Source organism: Chitinophaga sp. MM2321 (assembly GCF_964033635.1).
Lineage (GTDB): Bacteria > Bacteroidota > Bacteroidia > Chitinophagales > Chitinophagaceae > Chitinophaga.
The window spans coordinates 5,410,495-5,426,670 of sequence record NZ_OZ035533.1; the positions used below are offsets into that span (position 1 = coordinate 5,410,495).

At 44.7% G+C, this 16,176-nt stretch carries 12 protein-coding genes and 1 tRNA gene; 7 read left to right on the top strand and 6 right to left on the bottom strand.

The features are described 5' to 3' along the window. The first annotated feature begins 4 nt into the window (after positions 1 to 4). Positions 5 to 1,633: a glycosyltransferase family 39 protein gene (locus tag ABQ275_RS21025; protein ID WP_349315102.1), complete on the top strand. Its 1,629-nt coding sequence runs from the start codon at positions 5 to 7 to the stop codon at positions 1,631 to 1,633. Between the two features lie 130 nt (positions 1,634 to 1,763). Here ABQ275_RS21025 and ABQ275_RS21030 read toward each other — a convergent pair whose 3' ends face one another. Further along, on the bottom strand, positions 1,764 to 2,492 hold the full coding sequence (locus tag ABQ275_RS21030) for a superoxide dismutase (RefSeq protein WP_349315103.1): 729 nt from the start codon (positions 2,490 to 2,492) through the stop codon (positions 1,764 to 1,766). Between the two features lie 449 nt (positions 2,493 to 2,941). Here ABQ275_RS21030 and ABQ275_RS21035 point away from each other — a divergent pair, with 449 nt between their 5' ends. The 6 genes from ABQ275_RS21035 to ABQ275_RS21060 all read left to right on the top strand — a co-directional run bounded on the left by ABQ275_RS21035 (position 2,942) and on the right by ABQ275_RS21060 (position 8,651). Next, the gene (locus tag ABQ275_RS21035; protein WP_349315104.1) at positions 2,942 to 4,039 is read left to right on the top strand and encodes an Rv1355c family protein; all 1,098 of its coding nucleotides are present in this window, start codon (positions 2,942 to 2,944) and stop codon (positions 4,037 to 4,039) included. 107 nt (positions 4,040 to 4,146) lie between these two features. Then, entirely contained in the window at positions 4,147 to 4,785 is a 639-nt protein-coding gene (locus tag ABQ275_RS21040; RefSeq protein ID WP_349315105.1) for a hypothetical protein, read from the top strand. 69 nt (positions 4,786 to 4,854) lie between these two features. Continuing rightward, positions 4,855 to 7,002, top strand: a complete 2,148-nt coding sequence (locus ABQ275_RS21045; RefSeq protein ID WP_349315106.1) for a 7TM diverse intracellular signaling domain-containing protein — start codon at positions 4,855 to 4,857, stop codon at positions 7,000 to 7,002. A gap of 19 nt (positions 7,003 to 7,021) precedes the next feature. Next, complete coding sequence (locus ABQ275_RS21050; RefSeq protein ID WP_349315107.1) at positions 7,022 to 8,119, top strand: hybrid sensor histidine kinase/response regulator; 1,098 nt, start codon at positions 7,022 to 7,024, stop codon at positions 8,117 to 8,119. Continuing rightward, positions 8,103 to 8,522: a response regulator gene (locus tag ABQ275_RS21055; RefSeq protein ID WP_349315108.1), complete on the top strand. Its 420-nt coding sequence runs from the start codon at positions 8,103 to 8,105 to the stop codon at positions 8,520 to 8,522. Before ABQ275_RS21050 ends, ABQ275_RS21055 begins: the two co-directional genes overlap by 17 nt. A gap of 53 nt (positions 8,523 to 8,575) precedes the next feature. After that, a tRNA-Ala gene (locus ABQ275_RS21060) sits at positions 8,576 to 8,651 on the top strand. A gap of 36 nt (positions 8,652 to 8,687) precedes the next feature. Here the strand turns inward: ABQ275_RS21060 and ABQ275_RS21065 are convergent. From ABQ275_RS21065 to ABQ275_RS21085, 5 genes are read right to left on the bottom strand one after another with little or no spacing between them, the layout of a single operon-like run. Next, positions 8,688 to 10,235 (bottom strand): ATP-binding protein, encoded by a 1,548-nt coding sequence (locus ABQ275_RS21065; RefSeq protein WP_349315109.1) that lies wholly within the window; start codon positions 10,233 to 10,235, stop codon positions 8,688 to 8,690. Between the two features lie 57 nt (positions 10,236 to 10,292). After that, positions 10,293 to 10,901 (bottom strand): chemotaxis protein CheB, encoded by a 609-nt coding sequence (locus ABQ275_RS21070; protein ID WP_349315110.1) that lies wholly within the window; start codon positions 10,899 to 10,901, stop codon positions 10,293 to 10,295. A gap of 18 nt (positions 10,902 to 10,919) precedes the next feature. Beyond that, complete coding sequence (locus ABQ275_RS21075) at positions 10,920 to 11,747, bottom strand: protein-glutamate O-methyltransferase CheR (protein ID WP_349315111.1); 828 nt, start codon at positions 11,745 to 11,747, stop codon at positions 10,920 to 10,922. A gap of 2 nt (positions 11,748 to 11,749) precedes the next feature. After that, positions 11,750 to 12,124, bottom strand: a complete 375-nt coding sequence (locus tag ABQ275_RS21080; RefSeq protein ID WP_349315112.1) for a response regulator — start codon at positions 12,122 to 12,124, stop codon at positions 11,750 to 11,752. A gap of 2 nt (positions 12,125 to 12,126) precedes the next feature. After that, positions 12,127 to 16,149, bottom strand: a complete 4,023-nt coding sequence (locus tag ABQ275_RS21085; RefSeq protein ID WP_349315113.1) for a response regulator — start codon at positions 16,147 to 16,149, stop codon at positions 12,127 to 12,129. Positions 16,150 to 16,176: the final 27 nt, after the last annotated feature.

Genomic DNA, 16,176 nt, shown 5'->3' on the forward strand with positions numbered 1-16,176 from the left:
TGGAATGAAATACCTATTGATTGCCCTGGTGGCTGCTTTACTGTTCATACCTTTTCTGGGAGCGGTTCACTTATTTGACTGGGATGAGATAAATTTTGCGGAAGCAGCCAGGGAAATGATTGTTAGCCATAACTTCAGCCAGGTACAGATTGATTTCCGTCCTTTCTGGGAAAAACCACCTTTATTCATCTGGATGCAGGCAGGTAGTATGATGCTATTCGGCGTGAATGATTTTGCCGCCCGTTTTCCTAATGCCATCATTGGTATTGCCACCCTCGTCACCTTATTTGCCATCGGTAAAAAGCTGGCCGATGAAAAATTCGGTTTGTGGTGGGCATTGGTATATGCAGGTTCCTGGTTACCTCATTTTTATTTCAAGTCGGGCATCATTGATCCTACTTTCAACTTCTTTATTTTCCTGGCTATTTACTTTGCATCGCGTATTGCCTATTCCGGCAAACACCTCCGCATGGCCATTTTCAGTGGTTTTTGCCTCGGATTGGCGGTACTCACCAAAGGACCTGTAGCCATACTGGTAGCGATACTCGCGCTGCTGGTATACTGGATATGGAACAAAGGTAAAATCAGCATCCGGCTGTCGCATATAGGGCTGATCGCACTCTTTGCCTGCTTCACCACCCTATTATGGTTTGGGTATGAAATCATAGCCCATGGCTGGGGGTTTGTAAATGAATTTGTTGCTTATCAGATCCGTTTGCTGACAACAGAAGATGCCGGCCACGGAGGCCCTTTCTTTTATCACTGGATTGTACTACTGATCGGCTGCTTTCCGGCCAGTATCTTCCTTTTCACCTATTTCCAGGGAAGAAAAAAATCGATCTACGCTACGCCTGCTGCGGGCGAAATGAAAGATTTTAAAATATGGATGTGGGTATTGTTCTGGGTAGTACTGATCCTTTTCTCTGTGGTGAAAACCAAGATCGTACATTATTCTTCCCTTTGTTATTTCCCGCTGTCGTTCCTGGCAGCGCACCAGGTATACAAACTGGCGGAAGGCAGGTTACGCCTGCGCGGATGGAATATCGCCCTGCTGTTATTCATCGGTATTGTACTGGGAATAGCCATCGCGCTTTTACCATTGGTAGGTGTTTATAAAGACCACCTGATCCCTTACATCGGCGACAAGTTTGCGGTAGCCAACCTCCAGGCGCAGGTGCAGTGGTCTGTTGCGGAAGCCTGCTACGGTATCGGCTATATCCTGCTGGTCATTATCAGTGCGGTGTTGCTGATCCGACATAAAACCACTAACGGACTCATTTGTCTTTTTGTGAGCACGATCCTGGTGATCCAGGTAACAGTTGTTCACTTCGTACCTAAAGTAGAGCGTTATTCCCAGGGAGCTGCGATCGACTTTTTTATCTCCCTCCAGGGAAAAGACGTATATGTGAAAGCGTTAGGGTATCACAGCTATGCACAGCACTTCTATTCGAGGGAATTACCCCATACCAACAAGAACTATTACGATACAGACTGGCTGTTAAATGGTCAGATAGACAAACCTGCGTTTTTCATTTGCCGCATCACAGATAGCGAGCAATACAGGCAGCACCCTAACCTGGAAGTAATCGGAGAAAAGAACGGGTTTGTATTTTTTAAAAGGAAACAACAATAAATATTTAGGGATTTATTTATTTTTTGATTTAGATATTTAAAATGCAGAAGAGATTTACAAAGAAATTTTCACGTAGATCTTCTGCTGCATTTTAAATATCTAAATCAAAAAATAAATAAATCCCTAAATTCTATACTGCGCTATTATATCGTTTCTCTACTTCATTCCAGTTTACCACATTCCAGAAAGCGTTGATATAATCGGGGCGTTTGTTCTGATACTTCAGGTAGTAAGCGTGTTCCCATACGTCGAGTGCCAGGATGGGGGTACCTTTTTCTTTCACGATGTTATGCATCAGGGGATTGTCCTGATTGGGTGTATTGATGACAGCCAGTTTTTTACCGGGTGTAACGATGAGCCATGCCCATCCTGATCCGAATTGTGTTTTACCGGCATCATTGAATTGTTGCTGGAATTTCTCCCATGATCCGAAAGCACTGCTGATAGCTGTTTTCAGCTTATCCGAAGGGGATGTTTTATTGGGAGTGAGCAATGTCCAGAAGAGGGAGTGATTATAGTGACCACCGCCGTTATTGCGGATGGCTTTATCCTTTTCCGTCACTTTACGCAATATTTCTTCCAGTGTAAGCGTGGCGAAGGCAGTACCATTCACCGCATCGTTCAGGTTTTTTACATAGGCTCCGTGATGTTTGTCGTGGTGGATTTCCATGGTCAGCTTATCGATATTTGCGTCCAGCGCATCATAGGGGTAAGGCAGCGGAGGTAATACAAAAGGAGCTTTAGGATCAGTGAAGCCTGTTTTTCTGGAAAGTGCCGGAGCTGCAAAGCTGCTTAAAGGGCCGCTCAGCGCAGCTACGCCAGCAAGGCTGGTCAGCTTAATAAAATCTCGCTTGTTCATATTATTAGTGTTTATATATTATAGCTTTATAGAAGATACGCATAGTGACTTGAAAAGCAACAAATTTTACACCAATCTTATTTGTTATAAAAGAATTTAAAGTGATACTATAACGAAGTAAAAATTGGTAAAAGCAGTAATTTATTATCAAAATAAAGGAAAGTTTTGCTTTATTATTAATAATAATTACTATTTTACCTTTACATTCATGTGAATGTTAATTGTGATTATTTTATGATTGCCAGACATATTTACATTTATCCCGGGCAGAACAGGCTTATGAATACCCCTGTTAATTAACCCGCCACTAGCCAGTATAAACAACCATTATATGTTAAACATGTCAGCTACTTAGGGTAGTGAGGCTTTGGATTTGCACATTGAAATTGACGAATGCTACCTGAAGCAATGAATATTAAGCATAACCTTTACCCGTTAAAGCAGAGAGCATGATACAGGAATACCTCCGGAAACAGCAGGATGAACCAAATGACTATAAGCCTGTTTTTTATTATCTGAATCGCGAACAAGACCATAAAGCATTAGCGGCTTTACTGGCATCTCATTCACATATACGCATACACGATCAGCTACATTCACAACTACGTGAATTGATGAAGATCAGGCATCCCACCCGGCCACTTACACCCGAAGAGTCCGAGCAAAAAATCAGCGAATATGTAGGCGACCTCCCCATGGAGGAGTTTGGCGTATGGGTATATTACCCATGGAGCAACCGTGTGGTACACCTCGTAGAAGAAGCTGATTTTATTGAATTACGCACCAGTCGCAACCGGCACAAGATTACGACAGAAGAAATAGCAATGCTATCAAAAAAGAAGATTGGTATTGTGGGTTTATCTGTGGGCCAGTCGATTGCACTCACCCTGGCTATGGAGCGTTTATGCGGAGAGCTGAGGCTGGCGGATTTTGATAAGGTGGAACTGACCAATATGAACCGCATCCGCACGGGTGTACATAATATACAGGTATCAAAAGCGGTACTGGCTGCCCGTGAAATTGCAGAACTGGATCCATACCTGCAGGTAAAATGTTACCTGGACGGTATGACAGAAGACAACCTCGACAGCTTTTTCACCGATGGTGGTAACCTGGATATTTTTGTTGAAGAGTGCGATGGCATAGACATGAAGATATTAAGCAGGATTAAAGCGAAATCATTAGGAATTCCTGTGATCATGGAACTGAACGACAGGGGCATGGTAGATATTGAACGCTTTGACCTGGAGCCGGACAGACCACTGCTGCATGGCTTCATTCCGGATCTGGACATTGCCGGTCTGAAAGGCTTGACAGATGCAGAAAAGCTCCCCATTTTCCGACCAATGGTAGCGATTGATGACATGTCGCCCAGAATGAAATTTTCCCTGGGTGAAATCGGGAAAACCATTACGACGTGGCCGCAACTGGCCTCATCCGTGGTGTTAGGTGGCGCTATTGTTGCAGATACCTGCCGCAGGGTATTACTGGATCAGCTAAAGAGCTCAGGCCGATACTACATTGATTTCGAACAATTGATTGTTTAACATACTTATGCCTTGTATAAGCGCCATTTCGCAATATCATGATAAATGTAAGAGCATTTAGGGCACCTACGGATCCTGAAGCTTGTATGAGATTTTATACCGGCCACATGAGGCTACTGGAAATATATTACGGTATCGCTCAGATTACGTCAGGTAGTGCAGACTGGATGCAGCATGACAACACGGTTGTTATTATTGTTGAAGACGAAACACGCACCAAAACATACGGTGGCGCGCGGGTACAGGTAGCGGACGGTATTTTACCGCTGCCTATCGAATCTGCTATCGGGAAATATGATTCCAAGATCTATTCTTACATCAAGAAAGGTAGTGCTGAAATCTGTGGCATGTGGAACTCAAAGGAAGTAGCAGGTATGGGCATCGGCAGCCAGGTACTCGCCAGAGCAGGCGTGGTATTGGCCGCCCAGTTACCTATTGATGTATTTCATGTATTGTGTGCACCTATTACTACCCGTATAGGCAAACGCGTTGGGTTTATCATTGATGAATCATTAGGGAATAAGGGAACTTTCTTTTATCCGAAAGACGATTTCCTGGCTACTGCTATGGTGATAAATGATTGTTACAACCTGGTACATGCCGACCCGAAAGAACAGGAGCTGATTGCGGAGCTACGTGCCAATCCAATACAAACGAAAACAGAAGTAGGCCCCAAAGGTTCCTATGAAGTTAATTACGACCTGCAACTTCCGCCCGTAACGCATCCCCAGAGCCTGGAGATCTGATCTCCGGGAAACATTGCGGGATTTCAAAAAATAATATAAATTTCATCATCATATAATTTAGCCGTTAAGATGTTCAGGATTGTGGTACTATGGTCTGTTATGGCCCTGTCGGCCGTTTTTGCAACAACACCCCGCCAGGTAGTTTATACCAACACGGAGCAATTGCTGCAAATAGGGGGACATATGGAACTCTATACCGATAAAAGCAATTCACTTGGCATCGACAGCATAAAAAAACAATCCTTCCAGCCTTCCAAACAGGAAGTCCCTAACCTTCAGATCACTCCATATACACAGTGGGCAAGGTTTACCATCGAAAATAAATCATCCCAGAAACAACTGTTGCTGGAAGTGGAATACCCTATTATTGACGACATTACTTTATACGAGCCATTACCGGATGGAGGATATACGGCCACACGGATGGGTGAATTCACCTCGTACCACAACCGGAAATTTGATCACCAGAACTATCAGTTCCTCTTAAACATCCAGCCGGATTCTTCCAGGGAATACTACCTGAAAGTGCGGGCAGGAGAACAGTTGCAGCTCCCTGTTTATCTCGGTACTCCTGAACAGCTCTATGAGAAGAACAACAACCGCGAACTCATTTTTGGCATCTATATAGGCGTTATTCTCGCCATGACTTTTTATAACCTGTTTATTTATATTTCTACCAGGGATAACAGCTATATTATTTATGTCAGCTATATCATCTGCGTAGGGCTCACACAGGCAACACTACAGGGTTATTCCTTCCGGTTCCTTTATCCGGAAAGTCCCTGGCTGGCCATGCACGCCACCGTATTGGTGCCTATACTAAACGGGATCACCGCACTGGCTTTCATCAAAAAGTTCCTGCATACGCAACAGAACTATCCGGCCGGCAACAGACTGATGAATATCTGCATCACCCTGTACGCTTTATGCTTTATACCGACCTTCCTGAACATGTATACTTTTGCACAGATCTTTGTGCAGCTGGATGCATTTCTGGCCGCTATCGCAGCATTTTTTGTGGCTTATAAAGTGAGCAGGAAAGGTATCAGCGCCGCCCGCTTTTTCCTGGTGGCCTGGTCTATCTTCCTCATCAGTATTTTCATATTTGTGTTGCGTAATTTCAACATACTGCCTTATAACAACTTTACTTATTATGCACTGCAAATAGGTTCAGGGCTGGAAGTACTCCTCCTCTCCTTTGCGCTGGCGCATAAGATCAATGTGTTCAAAGCAGAAAAAGAAGCTTCGCAGCAGATGGCACTGGCCGTTTCCCTGGAAAATGAGCGGTTGGTAAGAGAACAGAATATCATACTGGAAACTAAAGTAAAAGACAGGACAGAAGACCTGCAAGCCACTAACCAGGAACTGAACACCGCACTCACCAACCTGAAAGATGCACAAATGAGGCTGGTGGAAAAAGAAAAAATGGCATCCCTTGGTCAGCTTACAGCAGGTATCGCACACGAAATCAACAACCCGATCAATTTCGTCACTTCTAACATAAAGCCGCTGAAACTGGATATTGCAGACTTGCAAAGTTTGCTGAACCGTTATGATCAGTTGGCCGGGCATCCGGACATACAGCAGGAACTGGCCAGTATTGCCTTATTCAAAAAGGAAATTGATATTGACTATGTTCATGAAGAAATAGCATCTCTCATAAAAGGTATTGAAGATGGCGCTGCCCGTACCGCAGAAATCGTAAAAGGCTTGCGTACTTTCAGCCGCCTCGATGAAAGCGATGTAAAATCCATCGACATCCACGAAGGGCTCGATTCCACGCTGGTATTGCTCCGGAACGGCATTCCACCTTATGTGAATATTATAAAGGACTACGCAGACCTGCCCAAAATAGAGTGTTATGCCGGTAAAGTAAACCAGGTGTTCATGAATATCTTCTCTAATTCACTGAATGCCATCAAAACCAAAAAAGAGCATCACAACGAGTCTATCTCTATTTCTACCAAAAAGGAAAATGATCGCATCGTTATTACCATCAAAGATACCGGCATTGGTATGTCCCAGGCTGTACAGGAAAAAATATTTGACCCTTTCTTCACCACGAAAGATGTAGGAGAAGGTACTGGTCTGGGGTTATCTATCGTATTCAGCATCATAGAAAAACACAAGGGTAAGATCATTGTAAACTCCGCTCCGGGGGAAGGAGCAGAATTTATTATATATTTACCACTCAGCATACTCAATCATCAGTCTTAACCATAAGTTAGTACCCTCAATGAAAGAAAACCGTATAAGAATATTATACATAGATGATGAACTCCATAATCTGAATGCATTTAAAGCTTCGTTCCGCAGAAGTTATGAGATCTACACTGCCAATTCAGCGCAGGAAGGCAAGCAGTTACTGAAGGAGATTATGGTACACATCATCATAGCGGACCAGAAAATGCCGGTATCTACGGGGGTGGAGTTTTTTAATGAGATAAAAGATACCCTTCCCGATCCGATGCGCGTATTGCTCACAGGATATACTGATGTTGATGACATCATCGATGCCATCAACAAAGGACATATCTTCTCTTATATCAAGAAACCGTGGGACGAGAATGAGCTGCACAAAACCATCAACAACGCGTATGAGATATATCGCACGCGCAAGCAGCTGCGTGAAAAAATTGAAGAGCTGGAGCGAACGAACGACGAATTAAACCGCTTTATTTATTCCACCTCTCATGACCTGCGTTCTCCACTGATGTCTGTACTTGGGATCATTAACCTTTCCCGGCTGGATAACTCTGTTGTAGATCCTAACGGCTATATGGTCATGGTAGAATCCTGCGTATTAAAGCTGGATGGATTTATACAAAAGATCATCGAATACTACCGGAACACACGGCTGGAAGTAGAATATGAAAAGATAGATTTTAATAACCTGTTGAGTGATTGTATCATTGCATTCAAGCCGCAGAATACGGATATCCGTTTTCAGACGCAGGTAGAGCAGGAGATCGATTTCCGTGGCGATACTTTCCGGATAAGTGTAATTTTAAATAACCTGATTTCAAACGCTGTTAAATACCAGAATCCGGACGAAACGGACCCAATGGTTAACCTGGCTGTAAAAGTAGAACCGCATAAAGCTACGATCTGTATTCGTGACAACGGCATCGGTATTCTGAGTGAGCATCTGAATAATATTTTCAAGATGTTTTTCCGTTCCAAAAATAACAATAAGCCCGGCAGCGGTATAGGGCTTTACATTGTAAAAGAGGCCCTGAATAAAATTGGCGGAACCATCAATGTAGAGTCAAAATACGGCGAAGGCACTCAATTTGAAATTACCATCCCCAATAGAAATGAATTCGATACCTGACCTGCGTGTCATATTGATAGATGACAATGAGATTGATTTATTACTGCATGAGAAGTTGATTACCTTTCAACAAATCAGCAGAACGGTACTTTCATTTGTAAATGCCAACAAGGCGCTGGAATTTTTATCTTCCAACATTACCTTACCTAAAATTCCGCCCACTATTATCTTACTGGATATCCAGATGCCGGAAATGGATGGCTTTGAATTTTTACATGCTTTTGATTCCTATCCGGCCAAAATTAAATCACAATGCCATATCATTATGGTATCCTCTTCACTTGATTATAGCGATATTACCCGTACAAATGCTAATCCGCTGGTAATTAAATTACTCCGGAAACCTTTGCTGCTACGGGAATTAAGAGAAACAATAGAAGGAATCTTCAAAGATTTTTTATAAAATGTTGGGTTTTCCCGGAAAAAATATATTTTTGCACTCCTGAAAGGGGAATTGGGGGATTAGCTCATCTGGTAGAGCGCAAGCATGGCATGTTTGAGGTGAACGGTTCGAGCCCGTTATCCTCCACCAAAAAAAAGTCTGGTCTCTGACCGGACTTTTTTTTATTTATGGTTGCGGGTTTACCTGTCTGGCCTGCTGTACCGGCAGCACAATAATAAACGAAGTACCCACCCCTTCCGTACTGCTGGCAGTAATCACACCCTGGTGTTTATCAATTACTTTTTTCGCAATGGCCAGCCCGATACCCGTTCCTTCATACAATTCAGAATTATGTAACCGCTGGAAGATGGTAAATATTTTAGAGAGATATTTTTCATTAAAGCCGATCCCGTTATCGCTGATCGTGATACGACAATAGGGCCCCATGGGCTGTACGTCGCTGCCAGGAAGATTTTCCGCTACCAGTTCGGCCGTAATGCTGATTTCCGGCGCCATGTCTACCCGCGTAAATTTCAACGCATTGCTGATGATGTTCTGAAAAACCTGCCTGATCTGTCCGGGCACCACTTCAATCTGAGGCATTTTTGCCACATGTATAGCGGCATCCTTCTCCATGATGGTCAGTTCCAGGTCACTGAGAATTTCATCCACCACCACATTCAGATCTGTTAGTTCGTAGATATTTGTAACCGATAACCGGGAGTAACTCAGCAGGTCATTGATCAACCGCGCCATGCGTTCAGAGGAGCCTACAATCCGCTCCATGTACGACAGGGCATTTGGGTCCGTCCGCAGGAACTTATCGCGTAAAATGGTCCCGAAAAGCTGAATTTTGCGCAACGGTTCTTTCAGGTCATGGGAAGCTACTGAGGCAAACTGTTGCAGATCGTGGTTACTGGCTTCCAGTGATTTGTTGATCTCGATGAGTTCTTCTGTCCGTTCCTTTACTTTCTGTTCCAGTATTTCATTTGCCTGCTTCTGGTGGCCTATATCTGTAAAAGTACCGATCCATTTTGCAATTCCTTCTCCCTCCCGCACCGGTATTACCCGCAGCAGATGACAGCGGTAACTCTTATCCAGCTTATCTTTCAGGTATACTTCTTTTTCCAGCGGCATGCCCAGCTCAATCGCTTCCCGGAGATATGCCTGCATACTTTTATCCATGGGCAGTGTTTCCGGTAGCTGTGCAATATTATCTGCGTACTTAAACCAGTTGCGGTTGGCGTATTCAATACGTCCATCTGTAGTAAGGGTAAAAGCTATCTGTGGCAGTACTTCCAGCGTGGTATGCAGCTCATTTACTTTTTTGCTGAGGGCTATCTCCACCAGCTTGCGCACTTCCACTTCGTCGCGGAGCGACTGATGCATCAGTTTCAGTTCCTGCGACTGCTGGTACAGGCGGGAGAATGTTTTTACTTTCATCAGCAGCACATCGGTATCCACCGGTTTGGTGAGGTAGTCGATGCCGCCGGAGTCATAGCCTTTTACAATAAAGCGTTTGTCTTTATTTACTGCGGAAAGAAAAATGATGGGAATATCTTTTGCTTTGCTGTAACCGGAAATAGCTTCTGCTACCTCAAAGCCGTCCATACTGGGCATTTGCACATCCAGGATGATCAGTGTGTAACTGTGTTTCAATATCTTTTTCAACGCTTCCTCGCCGGACAAAGCCGTATCCACTTCAAACTTATACAGTTCAAGTGTTTTTCGCATGGATAATATATTTTCCGGCTTATCGTCTACAATCAGGATCATACTAAACAGGTATTACTAAGATATATTTTCAATAACCGTACCCTGGTGGGTATCTTCATCTGCAAAGTGATTAATAAATGCCGCCATCTCTTCCGCGTGGAGGATACGGTCTATGGTGGCCGACTGTATAGCCTGCCGGGGCATGTAGTCCACCTCCGCCGTGTCCGGATCCTGTACCAGTGTAGTGCCACCGGCTTCATGCACTGCTATCAGTCCTTCCACACCATCCGTATTGGCGCCGGAAAGCAGTGCTGCTGCCAGCTTTGCGCCATACACAGCTGCAGCAGATATAAAAGTAACGTCTATGCTGGGACGGCTGAAATGCACTTTCTCGGAGTAATCGAGCGACAAAGTGTGGTCTGTTTCTATCAGCAAATGATAATCTGCCGGGGCAATGTAAATAACACCTGGCAGCAGTGCTTCTTTTTCTTCGGCTTCCTTCACCGGCAGGTGGGTTTTAACGGCCAACAGTTCCGTCAGCAAAGAGTCATAGTGGCTTTGCCGGTGCAACACAATGATCATGGCGGCTTTCAACCGGATATCAAGTAGCGGCAGAAACTTTAAAATGGCCTGCAAACCTCCCGCAGAACCTCCTATTAGCACCAGGTGCGATGCAGTTGTCATAGAGCCCATGATTTTTCCTTACAGATGATTTTTACGCCAGATCTTCTCTTTATTTTCCAGTTGTTTGAATTGCCTGACTACCGTGGTGAAGTTAAGCGTTTCCTTACTACCAAGTGCCAGGAAACCCAGCTGTTCCAGGCTGTCACAGAACAATCTGAGTACTTTATCCTGTAAGTTTTTATTAAAATAGATCAACACATTCCGGCAGATGATCAGTTGAAATTCATTAAAAGAACCATCAGTAACCAGGTTATGCGGAGAGAAAATAATCTTCTCTCCCAGGTATTCGCTGAATTTTGCATATTCATAATTAGCCGTATAGTAAGCGGAAAAATCCTGCAAACCGCCTGCCTGCATATAATTGCGGGAATATTGCTGCATCTGTGAAATAGGAAAAATGCCTTTGCGTCCTTTTTCCAGCACACTGGTATTGATATCCGTGGCGTAGATCACTGATTTGTGCAGCAGGTTGGCTTCTTTCAGCAAGATAGCCAGCGAATACACTTCTTCTCCCGAAGAACAGCCAGCATGCCAGATCCGGATAAACGGATAAGTAGCCAGTACCGGCAATACCGCCTGCTTTAATGCGCTGTAAAAATGCGGATCACGGAACATCTCTGTTACATTTACCGTAATCTCTTCCACAAAGCGCATGGCATATTCAGGATCGGAGATGATGCGGTAGCGGAACTCCGCGAAGCTGGGAAACCGGTCCGACTGGTAAAGATGGTTCACCCTTCTGTTGATGGAAGCGTGCGCATATTCAGTAAAATCATATCCATATCTTTCCAGTATATCATTCAACAGCATTTCTACTTCCTGCTCACTAACATGATTTCTAATCACATTTATACCGATAAATATTGTTGTATCTGCGCCAGCAACACATCTACATCAATGGGTTTGGAAATATAATTATCAGCGCCGGCTTCCAGGCATTTTTCCCGGTCGCCCACCATGGCTTGTGCTGTAACAGCAATAACCGGTAACCGCCTGTTTTTTGTATTGGCGCGAAGCGCGGCAATGGTTTCATAACCATCCATGTCCGGCATCATAATATCCATCAACACTACGCCTACCTGGTGATCCTGCTCCAGTAACTGTAACCCTTCAGCGGCTGTGGTAGCCGACAGACAAGCAATGTTCCTGGAATTTAATACCGCTTTCAACGCAAAAATATTGCGGGTATCATCGTCTATTATCAGTACTTGTTTGTGTTCCATAATTATTTCATTCCTTTATCGTATAGCCATACCCGTAGTAATGAAAGCAATTGGTCTACATCCACCGGTTTGGAAATATAATCAGATGCACCTGCCTGCAAACACTTCTCTCTGTCTCCCATCATGGCCTTTGCGGTAACCGCTATCACCGGCAGGTTGGCAAGAGCCGGCTGTTTGCGGATGGCCGCAATTGCATCATAGCCGTCCATTTCCGGCATCATCATATCCATCAGCACAACATCCACCGCCTGCTCCTTCAACTGCTGTAACGCTTCTTTACCATCAATAGCCGACAACACTTTCATCTGGTGTTTCTCCAACGCCTTGGTGAGTGAATAGATATTGCGTACATCATCATCAGCAATCAATACGGTTTTATCTTTCAATACTTCATTGAGTAACGCCATCTTTCCATTGCCCATCAGGGGCGCCGGTGCATTCTCAGATACCAGGTGCAGGAACAATGATACTTCATCCAGCATGCGCTGGTAGGAGTGAGCTGTTTTTACCACAATAGAATCCGCATATTGCCGGATGCGTTGTTCTTCCGCCCTGGAAAGGCTTTTACCGGTAAAGATGATAACAGGAAGATTTTCGAGTCCTTTTATTCCTTTCACCATTTCCAGTGCTTCGTAGGCACGCTGGTCGGGGATACCCATATCCAGGATCACACAATCTACATTATGCTGCTGTAACAGTTGTACACCTTCTTCCACACTATTACTGATCTCGGAACTCACCTGGTAGCTACTAAGGAAGTAAGCCAATGCCTTGGCGTGCTTCGTATTCTCTTCCAGGATCAGTACCTTTTTAGCAGAGCGGCGCAGTACAAACTCTATCTTTTCAAAAATAAGCTGCATGCTTTCTATGGTCACCGGCTTACTCACAAAGTCCACAGCCCCTTTCATCAGACTTTCCCTTTTCACTTCCATAGAGGAAATGATATGTACCGGGATAGGCCGGGTAACCGGATCATTCTTCAGTTCTTCCATGACCTGCCAACCGTCTTTTACCGGCAGTTGTATATCCAGTAAAATACCGATAGGCGTGTATTTCCGGGCAAGCTCACCGGCCTGGTCGCCACGTACGGTCACCACACCTTTATAGCCGCGTCTCCGCGTAAAGTCGAGCAACGCTTTGGCAAAATGCGTATCATCTTCTACAATCAGGATCACCGCATCGCCCGCGTTTACTGCTTCCCGGTCATCTTCAATATCCGCCGGGATTGTGGCAGAAAGATAAGGTTCCCTGGCAGGAGCGCCGTTGGTTAAATAGGTTTCTGTTGGCCCCTGAGGTGGTACCACTACCGGTTTCACCACCACCGGCGACGACTTGCGTGCAATGGGTACTGTAATAGAAAATTCACTGCCTTCATTTTCGTTGCTATGCAGACTTATTTGTCCACCCAGCAATTTGGCCAGCTCACGGCTGATAGAAAGCCCCAGGCCCGTTCCACCATACTTTCTCCTGGTAGAACCATCCGCCTGTTGAAAGGCTTCAAAAACCACCTGCTGCTTATCAACAGGGATACCGATACCAGTATCTTTCACCACAAAACAAATACTATCGCTGGTTTCAGCCGGTTGAACTTTCAGGGTAACAGAACCCCTGGCCGTAAATTTCAATGCGTTGGATAATAAATTTTTCAGGATCTGTTCCAACCTGCTCTGGTCTGTTTCAATAGTAGGCGCTAATCCCGGAGCTGTAACCAGTTGTAGCAACAGCCCTTTCTCACGGGCAATCGGCTCAAACAATGCCTGCATGTTAGAGAGGATATTGGCGATGTACACCGGGTTATAATCCAGCTCCATCTTACCCGATTCTATTTTTGACAGATCCAGGATTTCATCAATCAGCGTCAGCAATCCTTTTCCTGAACTGTTGATCACCTGTGCATATTCTACCTGGTCGCTATTGAGGTTATGTTCATTATTTTCTGACAGCAGCCGCGATAAGAGCAGGATAGAATTAAGTGGGGTACGCAGTTCATGCGACATATTCGCCAGGAACTCCGATTTGTATTTGGTACTGAGTGCCAGCTCTTCCACTTTCTTATGAATGTCCAGGCTGCGCTCTACGATAATCTGATTTTTTTCTTCCAGCAGGCGGCTTCTTTCTTCCAGTTCAGCATTGGATTGCATCAGTTCTTCCTGTTGTACTTTCAGTTCTTCTTCTGATACCTGTAACTTCTGTGTTTGCGATTCCAGCTCTACATTCAGGCTTTCCAGCTCACTGTGCTGCACCTGCAATTCTTCTGCCTGCGACTGTGTTTCCTCCAGCAGCTCCTGTAATTTCGTTCTGCTTTTTGTGCTTTGCAAAGCCACCGCAATATTGACCGATGCCTGTTTTGCGTAGTCTATCACAGTTTCTGAAAAAGGAAACAAGGACCCTATTTCTATCACACCTTCTGCAATACCGGCATGGATCAACGGGATGATCAGTACATATCCCGGCTGGGTGGAAGCAATGACACCGGCAATATGTAAAAAACTATCCGGCGCTTCCTGCAAATATATGGGATCACGTTGCGTGATAGCCTGTCCCAGCAATGTTTTGCCGGCAGGTATTATAGCTGGCGCGGGATATTCATTTGACAAGGCATAACCTGCCCCGAAATGCAGCTCACCCGCCTGCCGTACATACAACACCCCTGTTTGTGCACCCGTATATTGTACCAGGTCGGTGAGTGCATCATTGCTAAGTGTTGTCATATCCCTTTCCGCCAACAGTGTTTCGCTAATGCGGGTCAATCCTGTCTGCACCCATATTTTTTGTTCCTGTGTACCACGTAATGTTTTCAGATCGGTAGCCATCTGTACGATGGCAGTACCCAGCAGATCATTGCTGCTGCGGGCTTTCACATCAATATTAAAATTCCCTTTACCGATGCTGTCTGCTGCCTCAGCCAGTTCCTGGTTGGTTTCGTCAATCTGCACGAAGGACTTCGCCAGGCTGCCAATAGCATCTTTGCTGTGAATGCCCGGATCAATCCCAGTCATGCCCCTGGCTATCTTCCCAGCGGCTGTCCGGAGGATGTCCAGGCTTGCCGTAATAGTAGTGATGGTAAACCACAGGAACACGATCACCAACACAACAATCAGTACCAGGAATACGAGGTACACGGTTTTGAGCTGATTCTCTTTTTCGGATATGGTGCTCGCATCTCTGCTCACCTTGTCAATAATAGACCGTTGCAACAGTTTCAACTGGTCGGTGGCAATAGCGGAATTGTCCCACCAGGAATCAGAATTAAACAACGTATCTATCTTTCTTGTTTTAATCGCATTACTGATAAAATCATTGGTGATCTTAAACTCGTTGGACTGCTCCATGGCGCCGAATTCTTTAACGGTAGCAGGAGAAGCCTTATCTATAAACTCTGTGCGCAGTGATGCATACATCTCATAGTTATTCTCTATCCGCGCAAAATCTTCGGGCCATACTTCTTTCTTCAACATGAAATAGTAAAGATCCATGCGGATCATACCCTGGTAGGCGGCCATCTGCGATAGCAGGAATTGTGTATTCAGGTCCCGTTCTAATGTTTCCAGGATAGAAATATTGGGCGTACTGGTTCTTGACAGGTTATTCAGCCGGAAGATGATATTTGAATAATAGTCCAGCACTTCCCGGTGTGGCATATTCTTGTTGTCAATCTCCAATCTCTTCTTATGGAGTGTACTGAGCAGGCTGTATTGAAAGAAGCGGCTGTCAGTATCCGTCAGTTTATTTCTCACGGCATCAATCGCCAGATCTGTTTTGGCGCGTTGCAGGAGCAGATCCCCTTCCGTACTGCTACCCAATACATAGTTCACACTATAGCGGCGCTCCAGGTGGATTTCATCTGCTACCTTCATAATGGTAGCAGCATTGCTTACCTGCTTCAGTAGATAATCTATATTCCGGATATCATTATTTTGCCTGTTGAAGATCTGAACACCAAAATAAATGAGACAAATAAGTGGTACGAGTGCTATCAGTAATAATTTCCGCGGCAATGGCAGTTGTATAAAATATTTTTTCATCCGCCTGAGCTTGTTTAATTTTTATGA